Below are 21,977 nucleotides of genomic sequence, written 5' to 3' on the forward strand. Positions count from 1 at the left end.
TCTGTAAATTACAGGGCATGGTGAGCGGCTTCGCTATGCCCAAAATCTGGAGACAGATTGCGATGGATATTCCAGTTACCGCTACAAAAATCGGGCGTCGCCGCTACCTGACGCTGATGATGATCTTTATTACCGTGGTCATTTGCTATGTTGACCGCGCCAACCTTGCCGTGGCATCGGCCCATATTCAGGAAGAGTTTGGCATCACCAAAGCGGAAATGGGCTACGTCTTCTCGGCGTTTGCCTGGTTGTATACCTTATGCCAGATCCCCGGCGGCTGGTTTCTTGACCGCGTGGGTTCACGTCTGACCTACTTTATCGCCATATTAGGCTGGTCCGTGGCGACCCTATTCCAGGGCTTCGCCACCGGGCTGATATCGCTGATTGGCCTGCGTGCCATCACCGGGGTTTTCGAAGCGCCCGCGTTTCCGACCAACAACCGTATGGTGACCAGCTGGTTCCCGGAACATGAGCGCGCGTCCGCCGTTGGTTTTTACACCTCTGGCCAGTTTGTCGGCCTGGCGTTCCTGACGCCGCTGCTGATCTGGATCCAGGAGCTGCTGAGCTGGCACTGGGTGTTCATCGTCACCGGCGGGATTGGCATTATCTGGTCGTTAATCTGGTTCAAGGTCTACCAGCCGCCGCGTCTGACCAAAAGTATCACCAGGGCCGAGCTGGACTACATCCGCGACGGTGGCGGTCTGGTGGATGGTGATGCGCCGGTGAAAAAAGAGGCGCGCCAGCCGCTGACCAAAGCGGACTGGAAGCTGGTCTTCCACCGTAAGCTGGTGGGCGTTTATCTGGGTCAGTTCGCGGTTACTTCTACGCTGTGGTTCTTCCTCACTTGGTTCCCGAACTACCTGACCCAGGAAAAGGGGATCGCGGCGCTAAAGGCGGGCTTTATGACCACCGTGCCGTTCCTCGCCGCATTTTTCGGCGTGCTGCTCTCCGGCTGGCTGGCCGATAAGCTGGTGAAAAAAGGATACTCGCTGGGCGTGGCGCGTAAAACGCCGATTATCTGCGGCTTGCTGATCTCAACCTGTATCATGGGTGCCAACTACACCAACGATCCGGTGTGGATTATGGCCCTGATGGCGGTGGCGTTCTTTGGTAACGGTTTCGCCTCTATCACCTGGTCGCTGGTGTCGTCCCTTGCGCCGATGCGGCTGATTGGCCTTACCGGCGGTGTGTTCAACTTTGTCGGCGGACTGGGCGGGATCACCGTACCGCTGGTTATCGGCTACCTGGCGCAGGACTACGGCTTCGGCCCGGCGCTGGTCTACATCTCTGCCGTGGCGCTGATCGGGGCACTCTCCTACATCCTGCTGGTGGGCGATGTGAAACGAGTAGGCTAATCCCTGCGGATGTTTTACCCTGATGCACTCACCGTGCATCAGGGTATCCTCATGAAACAAATCACCTTCGCTTCCCGCAACCACCAGCTGACCAACATCAATACCTGGACGCCGGACAGCCAGTGGCTGGTCTACGACGTGCGCCCGTCAGGCGCGTCATTTACCGGCGAAACCATTGAGCAGGTCAACGTCGTTACGGGTGAGGTGGAGGTGGTCTATCGCGCCACTGACGGCGCGCATGTCGGCGTGGTGACCGTTCATCCGGCACTGGACAAATACGTCTTTATCCACGGTCCGAAAAACCCGGATGCTGACTGGCACTACGATTTTCATCATCGTCAGGGTGTGATTGCGCATCACGGTCAGGTGAGCAACCTGGACGCGATGGATATCACCGCGCCTTATACCGCAGGCGCGCTGCGCGGCGGCAGCCACGTGCACGTCTTCAGCCCGAACGGGCTGCTCGTCAGCTTTACCTATAACGACCATGTTTTACATGAGCGCGATCCGAAGCTCGATTTACGCAACGTCGGCGTGGCGGCACCGTTTGGCCCGGTGAACCCGCAGGGGAACCATCCACGGGAATATTCAGGCACGTTCTGGAGCGTGCTGGTCAGCCGCACAACGCCCAACCCGCAACCGGACAGTGATGAAATCAACCGCGCCTACGAAGAGGGCTGGGTGGGCAACAACAGGCTGGCATTTATCGGCGACACCCTCTCCGCGCAGGGCGAAAAAGTGCCTGAACTGTTTATTGTTAACCTGCCAGAAGACGAGCAGGGCTGGAAACGAGCGGGCGATGCGCCGCTGCAGGGCACCCCAGACACCCTGCCAGCGCCGCCTGCCGGGGTGAAGCAGCGTCGTCTGACCTTTACCCACCAGAGGGCTTACCCGGGTCTGGTGAACGTGCCGCGTCACTGGGTGCGCAGTAACCCCCAGGGGACGCAAATCGCGTTTCTGATGCGGGATGATAACGGCATTGTGCAGCTGTGGCTGATCTCTCCTGAGGGCGGCGAGCCGCGCCAGTTGACGCGCACCGGGAGCGGTATTCAGTCTGCGTTTAACTGGCACCCTTCCGGGAACATGCTGGGATTTGTGCTTGAAAACCGAATCGCCTGCTGTGACGCGAAGACTGGAGAAGTGACGTTTTTGACGTCCGATCACGGCAATCCGCCGTCTGCTGATGCGGTCGTGTTTTCCCCGGACGGGCGCTTTATTGCGTGGATGCAAGAGACGGGCGGTTTCCGTCAGCTTTGGGTAACGGAAACCGCGAAGGACTAGCGCGGCGGCATCTCGGCGGGCGGGATAACGGCGTTTGTCGCCAGATTTTCCTGCTCGCTTTTCTCTACCCGTGAGCGCACGGAATCGTCTTTACGGAATACATCCCACGGCAGCAGAAGCGTATCCGCCACTGCTGTAAAGGGCATATCCAGGATAACCAGGGATTTGGTGCCCCAGTTCGTATCGTCATCGGAGATCATCGCCGCGCTGGCGCGCGTCCCCGGATATGTTCCTTCTTTACCGCCGGTGTGAGACATCACGCTCGAACACCCGCAAAGTAAAACCACCCCGCTGAACGTCGTCAGCTTTATCAGAACATTTTTCATCATCACTCAGTCATCGTTAATGGCACTGCATAGACCTGCAACTCAGGGTTATAGCGAGCCTTATCCGAAATGAATAGCCCGATAACCCCGCACTGTGGCAGCCATCGCAATTTAACCCTTTGTGCTGTTGTCCCAGAGTCTATGCGACAACCAGCAAAGTGCAAAAAAATCTCGATTAAATAGTCTTGAAAAGCCCGGTTCCAGACCCATTTTAAGAATGTGACCCGATAACGAACACGCCTGATGGGTGCTCGGGGGCGCAAAGGCCTGTCCATGGTGGAAGGCTACAATTTCTCGCTGATTTCAGGAGTATTATCTATGCGTAACTTCGATCTTTCTCCGCTATACCGTTCTGCAATTGGTTTTGACCGCCTGTTTAACCATTTAGAAAATAACCAAAGCCAGAGCAACGGCTACCCTCCATACAATGTTGAGCTGGTTGACGAAAACCACTACCGCATCGCCATTGCCGTCGCCGGTTTTGCAGAAAACGAGCTGGAAATCACCGCGCAGGACAACCTGCTGGTGGTGAAAGGTTCCCATACGGCCGAGCAGAAAGAACGTACCTACCTTTATCAGGGCATCGCCGAGCGCAACTTTGAACGCAAGTTCCAGTTAGCCGAGAACATTCACGTTAAAGGCGCGAACCTGGTTAACGGCCTGCTGTTTATCGAACTGGAACGCGTGATTCCGGAAGAGAAAAAACCGCGCCGTATCGAAATTAACTAATTACGCGGGTCGCGCGAGCGGCCCACCCGGACTTGCTTGCCGTAACGGGAGCATATGCGAATCCATCAGGATTTGCAGGAACAACTGTGCACAAAATTAAACTGTGCCGAACTCGCTTCTCAGAAGGAGATTTAGTATGCGTAACTACGATTTATCCCCCCTGATGCGTCAGTGGATTGGTTTTGACAAACTGGCTAATGCCCTGCAAAGCACCACCGAGCAACAGACATTTCCGCCGTACAACATTGAAAAAAGCGACGATAACCACTATCGCATCACCCTTGCGCTGGCCGGGTTCCGCCAGGAAGATCTGGATATCCAGCTTGAAGGCGCGCGCCTGACCGTGAAGGGTACGCCGGAAAAACAAGAGACCGAAACCCGGTGGCTGCATCAGGGTCTGGTTAATCAGCCGTTTAGCCTGAGCTTTACCCTGGCAGACCATATGGAAGTGTCCGGTGCGACGTTTACCAACGGGCTGCTGCATATCGACCTTATCCGTAACGTGCCGGAAGCCATCGCGCCGCAGCGTATCGCCATTAGCGAGCGGCCGGCGTTGAACAGCTAATCCGCTTTACTCACAGACTGCACAAAGCCCTGCCCCGGCAGGGCTTTTTTGTGCGCCATCGCCCATACAACCGCATCCGGCTCTGAGAAAATCCTTGTTATAACTAAGGTTATGCCAAGGATGTGGATCATGAGTGATATCGCGTTAACCGTAAGCGTGTTGGCCCTGGCCGCGGTTGTGGGGCTATGGATTGGCAATATCAAAATCCGTGGCGTCGGGTTTGGGATTGGCGGGGTGCTGTTTGGCGGCATTTTTGTCGGGCATTTTGCTGACAAGCTCGGGCTGGTTCTAAGCGCCGATATGCTCCACTTTATTCAGGAGTTCGGCCTGATCCTCTTTGTCTACACCATCGGGATTCAGGTAGGGCCGGGCTTTTTCGCTTCCCTGCGCGTCTCCGGGCTACGGCTCAATCTGTTTGCCCTCGGCATTGTGGTGATGGGCGGGCTGGTCACCGCGATCCTGCACAAAATCTTTGCTATCCCGCTTCCCGTGGTGCTGGGCATTTTTTCCGGGGCGGTTACCAACACGCCGGCGCTCGGAGCCGGGCAGCAAATCCTGCGCGATTTGGGCATTGAACCCGGCATTGTCGACCAGATGGGGATGAGCTACGCCATGGCCTATCCGTTTGGGATTTGCGGCATTCTGCTCTCCATGTGGCTGGTCCGCGTCCTGTTTCGCGTTAACGTCGACAAAGAGGCGAAGGATCACGAAACCACGCTCACCAATGGCCATATGCCGATCAAAACCATCAACATTCGCGTCGATAACCCCAACCTGAACAATATGGCGATTCAGGACGTACCGATCCTGAACAGCGCCAATATTATCTGCTCCCGCCTTAAGCGCGACGACGTGCTGATGGTGCCTGCGCCCGGCACGATGATCCAGCAGGGCGACCTGCTGCACCTGGTCGGCCAGCCGGGGGATTTGAACAACGCGCGGCTGGTGATTGGTCAGGAAGTGGATACCTCGCTTTCGACTCGCGGCACCGATATGCGCGTGGAGCGTGTTGTGGTGACCAACGAGCACGTTCTGGGCAAGAAAATACGCGATCTGCAGGTAAAAGAGCGCTACGACGTGGTCATCTCCCGCCTCAACCGTGCGGGCGTCGAACTGGTCGCCAGCCCGGAGGCCAGCCTGCAGTTCGGGGATATCCTCAACCTGGTCGGACGCCCGTCGTCCATCGACGCCGTGGCGGATATGGTGGGCAACGCCCAGCAAAAATTGCAGCAGGTGCAGATGCTGCCGGTGTTTATCGGCATCGGGCTTGGCGTGCTGCTCGGCTCTATTCCGCTGTACGTGCCGGGCTTCCCGGTGGCGCTCAAGCTCGGCCTGGCGGGCGGGCCGCTGATTATGGCGCTGATCCTCGGGCGTATCGGCTGTATCGGGAAGCTCTACTGGTTTATGCCGCCGAGCGCTAACCTGGCGCTGCGCGAGCTGGGCATCGTGCTGTTCCTGGCGGTTGTCGGACTGAAGTCCGGCGGGGATTTTGTCGATACCCTGGTCAAGGGCGAAGGGATGAGCTGGGTCGGCTACGGCATCTTTATCACGGCGATCCCGCTGCTGACGGTGGCATTCCTGGCGCGGATATTCGCCAAAATGAACTACCTGACGCTGTGCGGTATGCTGGCGGGCTCCATGACAGACCCGCCAGCGCTCGCTTTTGCCAACAACCTGCACGCCACCAGCGGCGCGGCCGCGCTCTCCTATGCCACCGTCTACCCGCTGGTGATGTTCCTGCGCATCATCACCCCGCAGCTACTGGCGGTGCTGTTCTGGGGGATGGGCTAACAGCTCTTCCGGGTGGATGCGCCGCAGATGGTAGTCCACCTGGTAATCGCTGGTATTTCGGAACATCACGGAATAATTGAGGAACTCGCCGCTGTCGCTGTAGGAGAGAGAGGTAATTCGCAGCAGCGGCGTCTGTTCCGGCAGATTCATATAACCGGCCAGCTGTTTATCTGCCAGCACCGGCGTCAGGCTCTCGTAGTTGCCGCTGATGGTGATCCCGCACTCCTTCTCAATGTAATCAAACTTAGACCCCTCAAGATGCGCCAGTGACAGGTTGCGGAACAGCTTCACCGGCATAAAGCTGTCCTCCAGCATCAGCGGCTTTCCGTCCACGTAGCGCACCCGCCGTGAAAAGTAGATCCGCTCATCCACCTGGATCCGCAGCTGGCTGGCGATGGCGGGCGGGGCGGGCATCACTTCGAACTGCAGCACCTTGCTCTGCACCTCTTTTCCCTGCTGACGCAGTACCTCCACCAGCCCGGTCAGGTTAGTGGTTTCGTGGTGAACGTCTTTGCGCGAAACAAACGTTCCGCTGCCGTGCCGGCGCTCAACCAGCCCCCAGCTCACCAGCAGATCCAGCGCCTTGCGGATGGTCATGCGCGCCACGCCAAACTCCTGCGCCAGCGCTTTTTCACCAGGCAGCGGGCTGCCGATGTTGTAGTCCGATGAATTCAGCCGCAGCCGCAACCTGTCAGCAATTGATTTGTAGATCACCAGTAGACCTCTCTGCCCTTATCAGGGCGTGGAATGCGTCCTGACATGTCCATATTTAACTCAAAAAGTAGACCTGACTGGTCAAAATAAAACCATGAATGCGATCACGAATCGCAGCGGCACGCCATGTTCGTACATCAGTAAGTTCTTATGCTCACCTCAGGCCAGCACAAAACCATAAAGGCCTCTACCCCTACAGGTTGTTACGTGAGGATTTAAAAATGCTCAGTCAAATACAACGTTTTGGCGGTGCCATGTTTACCCCGGTGTTGCTGTTTCCGTTTGCCGGGATCGTGGTGGGAATCGCCATCATGCTTCGCAACCCGCTGTTTGTCGGCGAAGCCTTAACCGCCCCCGATCATCTTTTCGCGCAGATCGTTCACATCATTGAAGAGGGCGGCTGGGCGGTGTTTCGCAATATGCCGCTGATTTTTGCCGTCGGCCTGCCGATTGGGCTGGCGAAGCAGGCCCAGGGCCGCGCCTGCCTGGCGGTGCTGATTAGCTTCCTGACCTGGAACTACTTCATTAACGCGATGGGGATGACCTGGGGCCACTTCTTTGGCGTCGACTTCTCCGCCGAACCAACGGCGGGAAGCGGGCTGGCGATGATTGCCGGGATCAAAACACTCGATACCAGCATCATCGGTGCCATCGTGATCTCAGGCATCGTCACCGCCATCCACAACCGCTATTTCGACAAGCCGCTGCCGGTCTTTCTGGGGATTTTCCAGGGCAGTTCGTTTGTCGTTATCCTCGCGTTCTTCGTGATGATCCCCTGTGCCTGGCTGACGCTGCTGGGCTGGCCGAAAGTGCAGATGGGCATCGAATCCCTGCAGGCGTTCCTGCGCTCTGCCGGTGCGCTGGGCGTGTGGGTGTATACCTTCCTGGAACGCATTCTGATCCCAACTGGCCTGCATCACTTCGTCTACGGTCCGTTCATCTTCGGCCCGGCGGCGGTGGAGGGCGGTATTCAGGTCTACTGGGCGCAGCATCTGCAGGAATTCAGCCAGAGCACCCTGCCGCTGAAGACCCTCTTCCCGGAAGGTGGCTTCGCGCTGCACGGCAACTCAAAAGTGTTTGGCTCGGTCGGGATTGCCTTCGCTATCTGGTACACCGCGTCGCCAGAAAATCGCGTCAAGGTGGCGGGCCTGCTGGTTCCGGCCACGCTCACCGCCGTGCTGGTGGGCATTACCGAACCGCTTGAGTTCACCTTCTTGTTTATCTCGCCGCTGCTGTTCGCCGTGCACGCCGTGCTGGCGGCCACCATGGCGACGGTGATGTACGCCTTCGGCGTCGTGGGGAATATGGGCGGCGGCCTGCTGGACCAGTTCCTGCCGCAAAACTGGATCCCGATGTTCCATAACCATGCCTCGATGGTGTTCACCCAGATCGGCATTGGCGTCTGCTTCACCGGCATCTACTTCGTGATCTTCAAAACGCTGATTGAGCGTCTGAACCTGAAAACGCCGGGCCGGGAAGAGAGCGAAATCAAACTCTACAGCAAGGCCGACTATAAGGCGGCGCGCGGGCAAACCACCGCCCCGGCGGCGGCCAGCCAGCAGGTTGGGCAAGCCGCCGGATTCCTGCAGGCGCTCGGCGGCGCGGCCAACATCGAAAGCATCAATAACTGCGCCACCCGCCTGCGTATCGCACTGGTGGATATGGCGAAAACCCAAAGCGACGACGTCTTCAAAGCCCTGGGCGCACACGGCGTAGTGCGACGCGGCAACGGCATTCAGGTGATTGTCGGCCTGCACGTTCCTCAGGTGCGTGACCAGCTGGAATCGCTGATGAAAACTCCTTTAACAAATGAACAAACCACCCTGACAGAGGCTATATCATGAAAAAATTCTCAGTTGTCATTGCAGGCGGCGGCAGCACCTTTACGCCTGGTATCGTCCTGATGCTGTTAGCCAACCGTGACCGTTTTCCGCTGCGCGCCCTGAAGTTCTATGACAACGACGGCGCGCGTCAGGAGACCATCGCCGAAGCGTGCAGAATCATCCTTAAGGAGCAGGCCCCGGAGATTGAATTCAGCTACACCACCGATCCAAAAGCGGCGTTTACCGATGTCGATTTCGTGATGGCGCACATCCGCGTGGGCAAATACCCGATGCGCGAAAAAGATGAAAAAATCCCGCTGCGCCACGGCGTGCTGGGCCAGGAAACCTGCGGACCGGGCGGTATCTCTTACGGCATGCGCTCTATCGGCGGCGTGCTGGAGCTGGTGGATTATATGGAGCAGTACTCCCCGAACGCGTGGATGCTGAACTACTCCAACCCGGCGGCGATTGTCGCGGAAGCCACGCGCCGCCTGCGTCCGAACGCTAAAATCCTCAACATCTGCGATATGCCGATCGGCATTGAAGGGCGCATGGCGCAGATTGTCGGCCTGAAGGACCGCAAAGAGATGCGCGTGCGCTACTACGGCCTGAACCACTTCGGCTGGTGGACGTCGATTGAAGACCTGAACGGCAACGATCTGATGCCGAAGCTGCGCGAATACGTGGCAAAAAACGGCTATGTTCCGCCTTCGGAAGATGCGCATACCGAAGCGAGCTGGAACGATACCTTTGCCAAAGCTAAAGACGTGCAGGCGCTGGATCCGGATACCATGCCGAACACCTACCTGAAGTATTACCTCTTCCCGGACTACGTGGTCGCGCATTCCAACCCGGAACGGACCCGCGCCAATGAAGTTATGGATCACCGTGAGAAGCATGTGTTCAGTTCCTGTCGGGCGATTATCGAAGCCGGCAACTCCGCCGCCGGTGAGCTGGAAATCGACGAACATGCGTCGTACATCGTCGATCTGGCGACTGCGATTGCCTTTAACACCCAGGAGCGGATGCTGCTGATAGTACCAAACAACGGTGCCATCCATAACTTTGACGCCGACGCGATGGTGGAGATCCCGTGCCTGGTGGGCCATAACGGACCGGAGCCGCTTACGGTGGGCGATATTCCGCACTTCCAGAAAGGGCTGATGAGCCAGCAGGTGGCGGTGGAAAAACTGGTGGTGGATGCCTGGGAGCAGCGCTCGTACCAGAAGCTCTGGCAGGCCATTACCCTGTCGAAAACCGTGCCGAGCGCCTCCGTCGCGAAAGCGATTCTGGATGACCTGATCGAGGCCAACAAAGAGTACTGGCCAGAGCTGCATTAATCGTCCTGACCGGCATCGCCCGATGCCGGTCTCCTTGTCCTTGTCGATTTACGCTATGCTGAAGCCTGCCCGTAGCACGACAAGGAATCTCCATGAAAATTTCCCGCCTCGGCGAAGCGCCGGACTACCGCTTCTCTCTGGCTAATGAACGCACGTTTTTAGCGTGGATCCGCACCGCACTGGGCTTTCTGGCCGCAGGTGTCGGCCTTGACCAGCTCGCCCCCGATTTTGCCACGCCGCTGATTCGTGAAGTGCTGGCGCTGCTGCTGTGCCTGTTCGCGGGCGTGCTGTCGATTTACGGCTACCTGCGATGGCTGCGCAATGAGAAGGCGATGCGCCTGAAGCAGGATCTGCCCTATACGCGCGGGTTACTCATCATCAGCGTGATTCTGCTGGCGGTGGCGGGCGTGGTGATGGGGCTGGTGTTCTATGGCGGATAGCCGCAAAGCGCGACGCGAAGCGGACCCCGGCCTGCAGCCGGAGCGGACGTCGCTGGCCTGGCTGCGCACGCTGCTGGGATATGGCGCGCTGATTGCCCTGGCGATTAAGCACAACTGGCACCGAACCGGGGTGCCATTCTGGATCTCTATTATTGTGCTGGCGCTGGTGGCCATCATTTTATGGCGCTATACCCGCAGCCGTAACCTGATGGACGTGGCGCAGAACGATTTTGTACAGCCGAAAGCGGTGCGGGATAAGTTCCTGATTGCGCTGGCTGTTCTCTCGCTGTCGCTGCTGTTTGCGGTAACCCATATTCAGCAAATTTTGAGCCTGTAAGCCCGGTGGCGGCTTAATTACTTCCCTTTAGCCAGATACTTCGCCATCTCGTCTTCCGGCACCATGCCGCCGCCGGTTGCCCACACAAGGTGGGTAACGTTGGTATGCGAATGAACGCGCAGCGGCCCGGCCATCCCCGCCAGCGCTGAAGGCTCAAGGCGGATCCCTTCCTCCTGCGCCAGCCAGCCGAGCATGTCGTACATGCTCCGATCGGAAAGGGTATAGAACCCGTCGAGCAGGCGCTCCATCGCGCGGCCCACGAAGCCGGACGCGCGCCCAACCGCCAGACCGTCCGCCGCCGTCACGTTATCAATGCCCAGATCCTGCACTGCAATCGCATCATGCAGGCCAGTGTAAACGCCCAGCAGCATGCACGGCGAGTGCGTTGGCTCCGCGAAGAAGCAGTGCACGTTATCACCAAAGGCCAGCTTCAGGCCAAACGCCACGCCGCCAGGCCCGCCGCCTACGCCGCACGGCAGATAGACGTACAGGGGATGATCCGCATCCACCACGCGGCCCTGTTCGGTGAACTGCGCTTTCAGGCGCTCGCCCGCCACCGCATAGCCCAGGAACAGGGTGCGGGAATTCTCATCGTCAATGAAGAAGCAGTTCGGATCGCTTTCCGCCGCTTTGCGCCCTTGCTCCACCGCCACGCCGTAATCCTGCTCATATTCCACGACGATGACGCCGTGGCTGCGCAGCCTGGCTTTCTTCCACTCGCGGGCGTCGGCGGACATATGGACCGTCACCTTAAAGCCGATGCGTGCGCTCATTATGCCAATGGATAACCCCAGGTTGCCGGTGGAGCCCACGGCAATGCTGTACTGGCTGAAGAAGGCCTTAAAGCGTGGCTCCAGCAGAATGCTGTAGTCGTCTTCGGTGGTCAGCAACCCGGCGTCCAGCGCCAGTTTTTCCGCATGGGTCAGCACTTCATAGATGCCGCCACGCGCTTTAATCGAGCCGGAAATCGGCAGGTGGCTGTCTTTTTTCAGCAGCAGCGTGCCGGGAATGGATTTGCCAGATTCTTTCTCCAGCCGCGCCTGCATTGCCGGAATGGCGACCAGTTCAGATTCAATAATCCCACCCGTTGCGGCCGTTTCCGGGAAGGCTTTCGCCAGATACGGCGCGAAGCGGTTGAGGCGCGCATGGGCATCGTCCACGTCGGCTTTGGTCAGCCCGACATAGGGCAGCCCTTCTTCAAGCGTGGTGGTGTTCGGGTTAAGCCAGGTGGTTTCTTTCAGGGCAATCAGATCCTCAACCAGAGGAAACTGTGCGGTTAAAGTGGTGATAGTTGCGTTTTCCATAATATGTCTCTTCGCGCTCAGATAATGAAAGAAAGCAGGAATGTGCCGCCAAGTGCAAGCACCGAGGCGATAAACGTCGCCGTCGTAAAGTATTTGAAGGTCTCATTCAGGGTCGCGCCGCAGTATTGCTTCACCAGCCAGAAGAGAGAATCGGTCACGATCGTGCAGCCAATGGCGCCGGAACCGATGGCAATGGTGATGATCTCCGGGCTGACGTTCGGGTAGAGCGGCAGCATCGGCGCGACGATGGCCGTGGCGCCCATCATCGCGACCGTGGCGGAGCCTACGGCGGCATGCAGCACCAGCGCCACCAGCCAGGCGAGCAGGATAGGGTGCATGTGCAGGTTCGAGAGAATTTGCGCCAGAGAGTCCGCCAGTCCGCTGGTTTTCAGGATGGCGTTGAACGCGCCGCCCGCGCCGATAATCAGCAAAATGTTGGCGATAGAGCCAAAGCCGTGCTCGGTGTGCGTCAGCATCGCGCCCATGCCCATGTGCTGGCGGATGCCCAGCAGGTAGTAGGCGACAAACACGGCGATAAACATGGCGGTGATCGGGTTGCCGATAAACTCCAGCAGCGTATACAGCGTGCCGTCTTTTGCCATATTCAGTTCAGCGATGGTCTTCACCAGCATCAGGGCAATCGGCAGCAGCACCGTAAACAGCGTGGCGCCCAGCGACGGCAGGGTATGCTCCTCCCGCACCTTCAGGTCTGAAAATTCCGCCGGAACCGGTTTAAATGGCAGACGATTGCCGAGCAGCTTCAGGAACAGCGGGCCGCCGACCAGAGAGGCCATCAGGCCGACCATCAAACCGGAGACAATGACCGTTCCAACGTCCGCCCCTAATTTATTGGTCACAAACAGCGCGGCCGGATGCGGCGGCACCACGCAGTGCACCGCCATCAGCGCGGTACAGAGCGGAATGGCCAGCTTGAGCAGCGACGTGTGGGTCTTTTTGGCGATGGAAAACGCCAGCGGTATCAGCAGGACCACGCCCACTTCCACGAACAGCGTAATGCCGCAGATCAGGCCCACCAGCACCATAATCACGTCTGCTGACAGCCAGCGGCAGCGCTGCAACGTAATCCCGATGCGCTCTGCCGCGCCGGAAACCTCCATCATCTTGCCGAGAATGGTCCCAAGACCAATCACGGCCGCCAGGAAGCCCAGCGTGCCGCCAATCCCACTCTCAATGGCGTTTACCATATCCAGCGGGCTCATTCCCATCATTGCGCCGACGAAAAAGCTCGCCAGCAGCAGCGCGAGGAACGGGTGAAACTTTAGCTTAACGATGGTTAAAACAATCAACACAATGCTGACCAGCAGCGTTGCCACAACCCAGACCTGAGATCCCATATCTCACCTCACCCTTATGTCATCTGGGGGTATTGGACGAAAAGCGGCGTGGGCTGACAAACGATATAAATTGGCGTTCAGGTGAGCCAGATTGAATCAACTGAGTGACTGCGCTCTAAAAAACGCACTTAAACCGCATTAGGTTCACATATATTCACCCTTAAACAGTATGCTGAGCGCAGAAACCACGCGTGAGAATTGTGATGACCGATGCAAATGAAGCCAGAAACCGGCTGCTCAACGGCTGGCAGCTGTCGAAAATGTACACCTTTGAAGTGGCGGCTCGACATGAATCCTTCGCGCTGGCGGCGGAGGAGCTGTCGCTCAGCCCCAGCGCGGTGAGCCACCGCATCAACCTGCTCGAAGAAGAGCTCGGTATTCAGCTGTTTGTCCGTTCGCACCGTAAAGTCGAGCTGACGCAGGAGGGAAAGCGCGTTTACTGGACGCTAAAATCGTCCCTCGACACCCTGAATCAGGAGATCCTGGACATCAAAAACCAGGCGCTGTCCGGCACGCTGACGGTCTACTCCCGGCCGTCGATCGCTCAGTGCTGGCTGGTACCCATGCTGGGCGACTTTACCCGCCGCTATCCGTCGATTTCGCTCACCGTCCTGACCGGCAATGATTACATCAATATGCAGCGAACGGGGGTCGATCTGGCGCTCTATTTCGACGATACGCCGCCAAACCATCTGTCTCATCACTTCCTGATGGACGAAGAGATTTTGCCCGTCTGCTCGCCGCAGTATGCCCGCGAGCATGAGCTGTTGAAAAACCCCGATAACCTTAGCCACTGCACGCTGCTGCACGACCGTCAGGCCTGGAGCAATGATTCCGGTACGGATGAGTGGCTGAGCTGGGGGCAGCACTTTGCGGTGAATATGCCGCCATCGTCGGGTATTGGTTTCGATCGTTCCGACTTAGCGATTATTGCGGCCATCAACCACGTCGGCGTCGCGATGGGGAGAAAGCGGCTGGTGCAAAAACGGCTTGAACGGGGCGAACTGATCGCCCCGTTTGGTGACAAGACCCTGAAATGCCATCAGCACTACTATGTTTCGACGCTTTCGGGCCGACAGTGGCCGAAAATAGACGCCTTTATCGGCTGGCTGAGAGAACTGGCAGGTTGAAGAATTATTACGCTTTCGCGCTACACCAAATGTGAAAAAGCATGCTAAATACAGGTAATGCTTTCGATTTATCCAGGGTAAACCGTGTTAAAGCCTCTTATAGCGACCGCGTTACTGATCTCTTCCGGCTGGGCCATTGCCGCTGAGCCGCCGCTGACGGCTGCCCGTTATGCGCAGCAGCTTGGCGTCGGGATGGATGTGGACTGGGCGCGCACCGAGCGCGGCATACGCGAGTTCGACCCGCTGGTGGTTCGCGATTTTCGCGCAAAAGGCATTACCCACGTGCGCATTCGCGTCGCCGATGAGCCGACGGAAGCGCGGCTGATCCACCTGCGCAAGCTGGTGGAAGCCTGCGAGCAGTATGGCGTGATCCCGATTATCGCTTATCAGGCCGATGAATATAAAAACGACCCCAAAGCCGATAACGAGAAAGAGACGATCAACTGGTGGATTGCCGTGGCGCACTATTTCGGCCAGAGCTATCCGCTGCTGGGTTTTGATCTCATCTATGAGCCGGCCGACAAGCTTAACCACAACCTCACGTCGTTAAACCGCGTGTATGAAAAAACCATTAAAGCGATCCACGACATCGACCCGCAGCGCATGATTTTCATTGCGCCGCGTCTGCGTGCCGCGCCGGAAGATTTATCCGGCCTGAAGCTGCCTGCGCACAGTCAAAACTACCTGCTGGCGGAGTGGCATATTTTCCCGTGGGGGCCGCTGAAAAATAGCGGTAAATACCCGTGGACGTCCGGCACGGCGGCTGAGAAGGCGGCTATCCGTAACCGCATTAGCACCGCGCTGCGCTGGCAGCAAAAAACCGGGCACGTCAGTTGGGTTGGGGGCTGGGGCGTGGGGGAGTCAAACCACCTCACGCCAACCGCTTCGCAAATGGCCTTCGCCACCTTTATGGCCTGCGAGCTGCAAAAGGCGAAAATCCCGTATGCGCTTAACGCGGATTTCCAGTTTTATGACGGGGAAGAGGGGGCCTGGCGGCCTGCGCCGGAGCCGTTATTGCAGGCGATGATTGCGCCCGTCTGTGAAAAGCCCGGCGAGAAGCCGGGCCATCATGCGGTTAAACCGGCTGCTCGTGATGCGGAACGCGCGACGACAGCGGCAGCCAGCATAGTAAAATCAGCAGCCCCATTAGCGTCATCAGCAGGCCCAAACTAGCCTGCCCGGTCTGCGGCATCATGGCGGAGAGCCAGGCCAGCGCGCCGGAACCGATGTTCTGCAAACCGCCCACCAGCGCGCCCGCCGTGCCTGCGAGGAACGGGAACGGCTCCATCGCGCCGCTGGTGGCGAGCGGGAACAGCATTCCCGCGCCGAAGAAGAACAGCGCCGCCGGAATCAGCAGCGTCCAGACGGTCATCACGCCAAACAGCCCCGGGATCCACATCATCAGACCCGCCAGCAGGCAGCTGATCACGGCCTGCCACATCAGGGTTGAAAAGCGCTTGTTCTGACGCCCGGCAAACCAGGCGCCAAAGAACGCCGCCGGGATTGGCAGAATAAACAGAATGCTCACCACCATGCTGCTCAGGCCAAGACCCGCGCCCAGCAGCACGCCGGAGCAGGCTTCGAACACTGCAATACCCGCCAGGCCGCCGATCAGCATCAGCAGGTAGCAGGTAAACGCGCCGTTGCCGAAAAGCGTCTTATAGCTTGTGAGAAGCTTCGTGCGCGGCGCGTCTTTTGGGCGGGTTTCCGGCATCCAGCGCGCCATGCTGAAGGTGACAATTACGCAGAGCACCAGCAGAAAGGCGTAACAGGCGCGCCAGGACCACATTGTGTCCAGCAGGCCGCCAATCAGCGGAGCGAGAAGCGGGCTGACCAGAATGCCCATGTTTAACAGGCTGTTGGCGTGGCGGAGCTGGGTGCCCTGATACATATCGCGCGGTAAGGTTCGCGCCATCACCCCGCCGACACCCGTCCCAACGCCCTGCAGGGCGCTGGCGGCAATCAGTACGGTCAGGCTGTGGGTGGTAATGGCAATCACCGTCGCTACCATGAAAATGCTCATGCCCACCAGAATCACCGGGCGACGCCCGACGCGGTCGGAGAGCGGGCCGTAGAAGAGCTGTGAAACGCCATAGGTCAGCAGGTAGGCTGCCATCACGCTCTGCACCGCGCCTTCGCGGACGTTCAGTTCCTTTGCCATGTCGGCAATCGCCGGAATGTAGATGGTTTGCGCCATCTGACCGACGGCCACCAGTAACACCAGCATCAACAATAAGTTAACGTTCCTTTGCTTTTTCATGTCGCTGAATACTTTTGCCAAAAGAGAGAAATGAAGAATAAGTGACTACACATTCCCATAAATGCGCGAGGAATCTACCACAGACAGATGACAATTTAAGCATTGTTGCGGTGAATGGAAAAACCGGGAAAGGCAGGATTTGTAAACAAGAACGGCAACTAATGTTGCCAGCGATTTACGCCAGACGCAGCAGAATTGCGCCGACAGCAATACCCAGCGCTGCCGCGATGCGCAGGCCCGCAACCTTCTCTTTTAAAAGGACAAAGGCGATCAGCGCCCCGAAAAGAATCGAGGTTTCACGCAGCGCGGCGACCACCGCCAGCGGTGCCTGCGTCATCGCCCAGAGGGCCAGACCGTAAGAGCCCATGGTCCCCACGCCGCCGAGCAGCCCCTTTTTCCAGTGCAGGCGCAGGTAGCTGGACGCCTCGCGCCGACGCGCCACCATCGCCCAGCCCAGCAGGCAGAAGCCGTTCATAAAGAAGGTCCAGAGCGTGTAGCCCAGCGCGGTGTCCGACAGCCGCACGCCGGTGCCGTCCACCAGCGTATACCCGGCGATAAAACAGGCGTTCAGCAGCGCCAGCCAGATCCCCCTGCGTGACTGCATGCGGCCATTCATCGCCATCGCCAGAATTGACAGGCAAATGACTCCGATACCGGACCAGGCGAGCCAGGAGAGATGGTCGCCGAGCGCCAGCACGCTGATCAGCGCCACCAGCAGCGGGGCGGTGCCGCGCATCAGCGGATAGGTCTGGCTCATGTCCGAGACCTGATAGGTTTTCGCCACCAGCACGGTGTAGACCACCTGTAAGGAGCAGGAGACGATCAAAAACGGCCAGCTTGCCGCAGAAGGCTGTGGTGAGAAGGGCAGTAAAATCAGGGCAATAATCGCGGCTGAGCCGCTAACGCCGATTGCAGAGTAGAGTTTATCCGTTCCGGCTTTAACGATAGCGTTCCAGCTGGCATGCAGCAGTGCGGCGAAAAGCAAAATGCAGAAAACGGTGATGGTCATGGCGTATTGGGTGATGAATTGTCACTCAACTGTAACATTCACATCCTGATGCCGCCAGCCGGTTACACCGCACAAAAAAGGCGGTGCGTCACCCGTGGTTCGTCTGAGACCAGCGTAAAACCGGCTCGATTGTAAAATCCGTACGCGCTGTCCGGCGCGTGAGTATTCAGAAAATCAAACCAGATGCTGGCATCCGCCATCACTACGGTTAAAAGCTGTTTTCCAATGCCCAGCCCGCGGCACTTCTCGCTGACGTAGAGATGGCGAATGCGTCCGGCACGCGGCTGCTGGCTGAACGGATCGCGGTTGAGGCCACACACGCCCACCAGCTTGCCGTTAAGAAACGCACCCAGCAGCTTTTCACCCGGCGCGTTAAAGCGGTTCTCACCCCGCAGCCAGTTCTCTTCCAGCCTGCGCAGCATGTTGAAATTCAGCGCGATACTTTCCGCCTTCAGGGCGATATACCCCGGCTCATCCGGTGTGACAGGCTCAATTAACAGACGCGACATAGCATTCCCTCGTTATTAAAGAGGGGCGGTTGCCCGCCCCTCTCAGGTGCGACTTGAACCTGAATTACCGAACGTATTTCAGGACAGCATCAAGCAGTTGCAGTACTGCAACAATGAGTTTGAGGATAAGTATCACCATATCCACTACGCTCATACGCGTCTCCTTTTGGTTAAAAGGAGCACGATGCTGGCGTACCTTTCCGCCGCCTGTTGCCAGCACCTGGATTGACGTAACACAGTGTGCTCACTTCAGGGGTTAAGGCACTGACGGCACCACCCGTTTCAGCCAGGACTTCGTTGCGCCGGTAGAACTGCGGCCCCCTCGCTCACTGCGAACACCCTCAGTATAGATAAATACTGTATGCATGAACAGTATTTTTTGGACAAAATTTGGAAGGTGATCCATACTCAAAAACGTCAAAATCCGTGCCGGAATTGCGCGTTCGAGTTCTATCGCGTATACTTTTCGCGTTGACGTAACACAGTGTGTTCTGCGGCGACCAACCGCAAAACCCTGATAAAAACCTCGCTCCGGCGGGGTTTTTTGTTTTCAGATGTTAGTCAGAAAAACGATACGTGTTGACACATTGGCAATGCATGATATTGTTGCCATAATGGCAACGGACGCAGCAGGCATGCAGTATGCATTTAATTTCTATGAAGGCAATTATTGATGCGGTAAAACAGTTCCCGCAGCACAAGGAAGAGCTCCTTTTTTTAGGTCGCACTATCGAAAAGAGCCATTGCCCGACACCTGCTGCGCTGAAACAAATTTTTCCGACGCTGGATAACTTTAAATATCTGGATAAGCATTATGTGATTGATATTGCAAATAACAATCTCAGAGTAGTGGCTCTCATATTCTTTGAAAGCCAAAAGTTCTATGTGCGCCATGTTTTTACTCATAAGGAATATGACCGTTTTACGGAGAAACATCGCACTAAGGGGAAGAAATGATGATCGTCGCTGATGCAATGAAAGCAACGCATGCTCTTGTCGAGGCTGTCCCTTTACTGGGTGAACATCCGAATGAGAAAGATTACCAGGATGCACTTGAGCTGGTTGAGTATCTGCTCATGAATGAACCTGGTAGTCCTTTGCTGGATATCGTATGTGCAAGAATAAGTCGTTATGAAGCGAATCGACCCGAGATTGTCGCCTTGCGTCAGGAGATGGAATCTGTTCCAGTGGGAATTGCGGTTTTAAGAACCCTTATGGATCAGTACAAACTGACCATTTCAGATTTTCAGGATGAAATTGGCAGTAAATCAATGGTTTCAAGGGTATTGAATGGACAGCGTCAGCTGACGTTAAACCATATAAAAAAACTGGCGGTGCGCTTTGGGGTATCGCCTGCACTGTTTATTGAATGAAATAAAACGGTCGACAGCCCTTTATCACTCAACAAACGAAACGTGATCCCTGACGCATTTTTGCGCAGATGAAAATATTTCCATTGTCACGCCCGAAAACCTGTGTTTGTATAAATTCAAGCAATGATTCCAAACACAGGTCCCCAATGACTTCATCCATCTTCACTTCGACCCTACTAAAAACTGCGCAACCAGCCGCAGTGGTCGTCGTGCGTGTGGTGGTGGTCGTCGGCAATGCGCCGTAGGGACTGGATCAACACACGAATCCAAAACCCCGCCGGCGCAAACCGGGCGGGGTTTTTCGTTTAGGACCCTCCCCGGAAAGTCGGCCCAGAAGAAAAGGACTGGAGCATGGCAAGTTCGGGCATAACATCCACAAAGACGCGTTTTACAGGCGCGCAGCTGATTGTTCATTTACTGGAACGACAGGGCATCACCACGGTTGCGGGTATCCCGGGTGGAACCGTGTTGCCGCTGTACGATGCGTTGAGCCAAAGCACGCAGATCCGCCACGTGCTGGCGCGTCACGAGCAGGGGGCAGGATTTATCGCTCAGGGCATGGCGCGTACGCAGGGCAAACCGGCGGTCTGTATGGCCTGCAGCGGCCCCGGCGCAACCAACCTGGTGACCGCCATCGCCGACGCGCGCCTCGACTCCATTCCGCTGATCTGCATTACCGGCCAGGTGCCGTCCTCGATGATCGGCACCGACGCGTTCCAGGAAGTGGACACCTACGGCATCTCTATCCCCATCACTAAACATAACTATTTAGTTCGCGATATCAGCGAGCTGCCTCAGGTTATCAGCGATGCGTTCCGCATTGCGCAGTCTGGCCGCCCGGGCCCGGTGTGGATAGACATTCCTAAGGATGTCCAGACCGCAGAGATCGAGATCGACGTGTTGCCGGAGCCGGGCGAGCGCGCCCCCGCGCCGGAATTCAGCGCTGAAAGCGTTCGCGACGCCGCCGCCATGATTAACGCCGCTAAACGCCCGGTGCTCTATCTGGGCGGCGGGGCGATTAACGCTGCGGATGAAATCCGCCAGTTTGCGGAAAAGGCCAACCTGCCGACCACCATGACCCTGATGGCGCTGGGTATGCTGCCTAAAGCGCATCCGTTGTCATTAGGCATGCTGGGCATGCACGGTGCGCGCAGCACCAACTACATCCTGCAAGAAGCGGATTTGCTGATTGTTATGGGCGCACGTTTTGATGACCGGGCGATTGGCAAAACCGAGCAGTTCTGCCCGAACGCCAAAATTATTCACGTGGATATCGACCGCGCCGAGCTGGGTAAAATCAAACAGCCGCACGTGGCGATTCAGGGCGACGTGGCCGAAGTGCTGGCGCAGCTGATCCCGCAGACTGACGCAACTGACCGGGCCGACTGGCGCCAGCTGGTGGCCGATCTGCAGCGCGAGTTCCCGGGTGCCATCCCAGCTGAGGGCGACCCGCTGAGCCACTACGGGCTGATCAACGCCGTGGCCGCCTGCGTGGACGACAGCGCGATTATCACCACCGACGTGGGCCAGCACCAGATGTGGGCCGCGCAGGCGTATCCGCTGAACCGTCCGCGCCAGTGGCTGACCTCCGGCGGCCTCGGCACCATGGGCTTCGGCCTGCCGGCGGCAGTAGGCGCGGCGCTCGCCAACCCGGACCGCAAGGTTATCTGCTTCTCCGGCGACGGCAGCCTGATGATGAATATTCAGGAGATGGCGACTGCGGCCGAAAACCAGTTAGACGTGAAAATCATCCTGATGAACAACGAGGCGCTGGGTCTGGTGCACCAGCAGCAGAGCCTGTTCTACAAGCAGGGCGTGTTTGCGGCGACCTATCCGGGAATGATTAACTTTATGCAGATTGCCGCCGGCTTTGGCCTGCACACCTGCGATCTGAACGCGGAAGAAGACGCCCACGCGGCGCTGCAGGCGGCGATCTCGCGTCCTGGCCCGGCGCTGATCCACGTGCGTATCGACCCTGAACAAAAAGTGTATCCGATGGTGCCGCCGGGTGCGGCCAATACTGAGATGGTGGGGGAATAAACCATGCAGAAACAACATGATAACGTCATTCTGGAACTCACCGTCCGCAACCACCCTGGCGTTATGACCCACGTCTGCGGGCTGTTTGCCCGCCGGGCGTTTAACGTGGAAGGTATTCTCTGCCTGCCGATTCAGGGCAGCGAGCACAGCCGCATCTGGCTACTGGTCAACGACGATCAGCGTCTGGAGCAGATGATAGCGCAGATCGACAAGCTGGAAGACGTCACCAAAGTGGCGCGCAACCAGTCCGATCCCACCATGTTTAACAAAATTGCGGTGTTTTTCGAGTAAATCGC

At 57.5% G+C, this 21,977-nt stretch carries 24 protein-coding genes and 1 other annotated feature; of the genes, 16 read left to right on the top strand and 8 right to left on the bottom strand.

The window, feature by feature from the left end:
- Positions 1 to 17 precede the first annotated feature (17 nt).
- Together IM303_RS09040 and IM303_RS09045 are read left to right on the top strand one after the other, a co-directional pair.
- Positions 18 to 1,355, top strand: a complete 1,338-nt coding sequence (locus IM303_RS09040) for an MFS transporter (protein ID WP_080351061.1) — start codon at positions 18 to 20, stop codon at positions 1,353 to 1,355.
- A gap of 51 nt (positions 1,356 to 1,406) precedes the next feature.
- Entirely contained in the window at positions 1,407 to 2,636 is a 1,230-nt protein-coding gene (locus IM303_RS09045) for a DUF3748 domain-containing protein (RefSeq protein WP_075206637.1), read from the top strand.
- On the opposite strand, the gene IM303_RS09050 is transcribed toward IM303_RS09045, so the two are convergent.
- Complete coding sequence (locus IM303_RS09050; RefSeq protein WP_014881914.1) at positions 2,633 to 2,965, bottom strand: YceK/YidQ family lipoprotein; 333 nt, start codon at positions 2,963 to 2,965, stop codon at positions 2,633 to 2,635. The two genes, IM303_RS09045 and IM303_RS09050, sit on opposite strands and share 4 nt — an antisense overlap.
- Positions 2,966 to 3,215: 250 nt before the next feature.
- Positions 3,216 to 3,287: a sequence feature (ROSE (Repression Of Heat Shock gene Expression) occurs in the 5'-region of heat shock genes and acts as an RNA thermometer to modulate expression.), on the top strand.
- Between IM303_RS09050 and ibpA the strand changes: the two genes are divergently transcribed.
- The 3 genes from ibpA to IM303_RS09065 all read left to right on the top strand — a co-directional run bounded on the left by ibpA (position 3,281) and on the right by IM303_RS09065 (position 6,047).
- Positions 3,281 to 3,691, top strand: coding sequence for a small heat shock chaperone IbpA (gene ibpA, locus IM303_RS09055; RefSeq protein ID WP_008500162.1), 411 nt, complete (start codon positions 3,281 to 3,283; stop codon positions 3,689 to 3,691). It overlaps the preceding feature by 7 nt.
- 136 nt (positions 3,692 to 3,827) lie before the next feature.
- A complete protein-coding gene (gene ibpB / locus IM303_RS09060) occupies positions 3,828 to 4,256 on the top strand; it encodes a small heat shock chaperone IbpB (protein WP_048999173.1) in 429 nt (142 codons plus the stop codon).
- Positions 4,257 to 4,385: 129 nt separating this feature from the next.
- The gene (locus IM303_RS09065) at positions 4,386 to 6,047 is read left to right on the top strand and encodes a putative transporter (RefSeq protein ID WP_048999172.1); all 1,662 of its coding nucleotides are present in this window, start codon (positions 4,386 to 4,388) and stop codon (positions 6,045 to 6,047) included.
- On the opposite strand, the gene IM303_RS09070 is transcribed toward IM303_RS09065, so the two are convergent.
- Positions 6,015 to 6,761, bottom strand: a complete 747-nt coding sequence (locus IM303_RS09070; RefSeq protein WP_028014945.1) for a GntR family transcriptional regulator — start codon at positions 6,759 to 6,761, stop codon at positions 6,015 to 6,017. The two genes, IM303_RS09065 and IM303_RS09070, sit on opposite strands and share 33 nt — an antisense overlap.
- Positions 6,762 to 6,982: 221 nt before the next feature.
- On the opposite strand from IM303_RS09070, the gene IM303_RS09075 reads away from it, so the two are divergent.
- From IM303_RS09075 to IM303_RS09090, 4 genes are all read left to right on the top strand, one after another.
- A complete protein-coding gene (locus IM303_RS09075) occupies positions 6,983 to 8,605 on the top strand; it encodes an alpha-glucoside-specific PTS transporter subunit IIBC (RefSeq protein ID WP_192987411.1) in 1,623 nt (540 codons plus the stop codon).
- Positions 8,602 to 9,924: a 6-phospho-alpha-glucosidase gene (locus IM303_RS09080; protein WP_045260840.1), complete on the top strand. Its 1,323-nt coding sequence runs from the start codon at positions 8,602 to 8,604 to the stop codon at positions 9,922 to 9,924. Before IM303_RS09075 ends, IM303_RS09080 begins: the two co-directional genes overlap by 4 nt.
- A gap of 92 nt (positions 9,925 to 10,016) precedes the next feature.
- Positions 10,017 to 10,364 (top strand): YidH family protein, encoded by a 348-nt coding sequence (locus tag IM303_RS09085; RefSeq protein ID WP_063155237.1) that lies wholly within the window; start codon positions 10,017 to 10,019, stop codon positions 10,362 to 10,364.
- On the top strand, positions 10,354 to 10,701 hold the full coding sequence (locus IM303_RS09090) for a DUF202 domain-containing protein (protein ID WP_023309822.1): 348 nt from the start codon (positions 10,354 to 10,356) through the stop codon (positions 10,699 to 10,701). The genes IM303_RS09085 and IM303_RS09090 overlap by 11 nt, the downstream gene beginning before the upstream one ends.
- A 17-nt stretch (positions 10,702 to 10,718) precedes the next feature.
- On the opposite strand, the gene dsdA is transcribed toward IM303_RS09090, so the two are convergent.
- The gene (gene dsdA, locus IM303_RS09095) at positions 10,719 to 12,005 is read right to left on the bottom strand and encodes a D-serine ammonia-lyase (protein ID WP_193359839.1); all 1,287 of its coding nucleotides are present in this window, start codon (positions 12,003 to 12,005) and stop codon (positions 10,719 to 10,721) included.
- Positions 12,006 to 12,022: 17 nt separating this feature from the next.
- A complete protein-coding gene (gene dsdX / locus IM303_RS09100) occupies positions 12,023 to 13,360 on the bottom strand; it encodes a D-serine transporter DsdX (RefSeq protein WP_193359840.1) in 1,338 nt (445 codons plus the stop codon).
- A 203-nt stretch (positions 13,361 to 13,563) separates the two neighbouring features.
- Between dsdX and dsdC the strand changes: the two genes are divergently transcribed.
- Both dsdC and IM303_RS09110 read left to right on the top strand, forming a co-directional pair.
- Positions 13,564 to 14,490: a DNA-binding transcriptional regulator DsdC gene (dsdC, locus tag IM303_RS09105; RefSeq protein WP_048999167.1), complete on the top strand. Its 927-nt coding sequence runs from the start codon at positions 13,564 to 13,566 to the stop codon at positions 14,488 to 14,490.
- A gap of 84 nt (positions 14,491 to 14,574) precedes the next feature.
- Positions 14,575 to 15,663 carry a glycoside hydrolase family 5 protein gene (locus IM303_RS09110; protein ID WP_048999166.1) on the top strand — a complete coding sequence of 363 codons (1,089 nt, stop codon included), beginning with the start codon at positions 14,575 to 14,577 and terminating at the stop codon, positions 15,661 to 15,663.
- Here the strand turns inward: IM303_RS09110 and emrD are convergent.
- The 4 genes from emrD to tisB form a co-directional block, all read right to left on the bottom strand.
- Positions 15,566 to 16,750, bottom strand: coding sequence for a multidrug efflux MFS transporter EmrD (gene emrD / locus IM303_RS09115; RefSeq protein ID WP_039024559.1), 1,185 nt, complete (start codon positions 16,748 to 16,750; stop codon positions 15,566 to 15,568). The two genes, IM303_RS09110 and emrD, sit on opposite strands and share 98 nt — an antisense overlap.
- 175 nt (positions 16,751 to 16,925) lie before the next feature.
- Positions 16,926 to 17,759 carry an EamA family transporter gene (locus IM303_RS09120; RefSeq protein ID WP_048999165.1) on the bottom strand — a complete coding sequence of 278 codons (834 nt, stop codon included), beginning with the start codon at positions 17,757 to 17,759 and terminating at the stop codon, positions 16,926 to 16,928.
- A gap of 62 nt (positions 17,760 to 17,821) precedes the next feature.
- The gene (locus IM303_RS09125) at positions 17,822 to 18,268 is read right to left on the bottom strand and encodes a GNAT family N-acetyltransferase (RefSeq protein WP_028014956.1); all 447 of its coding nucleotides are present in this window, start codon (positions 18,266 to 18,268) and stop codon (positions 17,822 to 17,824) included.
- Between the two features lie 64 nt (positions 18,269 to 18,332).
- Positions 18,333 to 18,422: a type I toxin-antitoxin system toxin TisB gene (gene tisB / locus IM303_RS09130; RefSeq protein WP_045260836.1), complete on the bottom strand. Its 90-nt coding sequence runs from the start codon at positions 18,420 to 18,422 to the stop codon at positions 18,333 to 18,335.
- Between the two features lie 488 nt (positions 18,423 to 18,910).
- On the opposite strand from tisB, the gene IM303_RS09135 reads away from it, so the two are divergent.
- From IM303_RS09135 to ilvN, 5 genes are all read left to right on the top strand, one after another.
- On the top strand, positions 18,911 to 19,225 hold the full coding sequence (locus tag IM303_RS09135; RefSeq protein WP_048961381.1) for a type II toxin-antitoxin system HigB family toxin: 315 nt from the start codon (positions 18,911 to 18,913) through the stop codon (positions 19,223 to 19,225).
- A complete protein-coding gene (locus IM303_RS09140; protein WP_127334638.1) occupies positions 19,222 to 19,641 on the top strand; it encodes a type II toxin-antitoxin system HigA family antitoxin in 420 nt (139 codons plus the stop codon). The genes IM303_RS09135 and IM303_RS09140 overlap by 4 nt, the downstream gene beginning before the upstream one ends.
- A gap of 146 nt (positions 19,642 to 19,787) precedes the next feature.
- Positions 19,788 to 19,886, top strand: coding sequence for an ilvB operon leader peptide IvbL (ivbL, locus tag IM303_RS09145; protein ID WP_057979964.1), 99 nt, complete (start codon positions 19,788 to 19,790; stop codon positions 19,884 to 19,886).
- Positions 19,887 to 19,992: 106 nt separating this feature from the next.
- Positions 19,993 to 21,681 (top strand): acetolactate synthase large subunit, encoded by a 1,689-nt coding sequence (gene ilvB, locus IM303_RS09150; RefSeq protein ID WP_192971849.1) that lies wholly within the window; start codon positions 19,993 to 19,995, stop codon positions 21,679 to 21,681.
- Between the two features lie 3 nt (positions 21,682 to 21,684).
- The gene (gene ilvN, locus IM303_RS09155; protein ID WP_028014960.1) at positions 21,685 to 21,972 is read left to right on the top strand and encodes an acetolactate synthase small subunit; all 288 of its coding nucleotides are present in this window, start codon (positions 21,685 to 21,687) and stop codon (positions 21,970 to 21,972) included.
- Positions 21,973 to 21,977: the final 5 nt, after the last annotated feature.

The organism is Enterobacter cloacae complex sp. P38RS (genome assembly GCF_014930775.1).
GTDB classification, from domain to species: Bacteria; Pseudomonadota; Gammaproteobacteria; order Enterobacterales; family Enterobacteriaceae; genus Enterobacter; species Enterobacter bugandensis.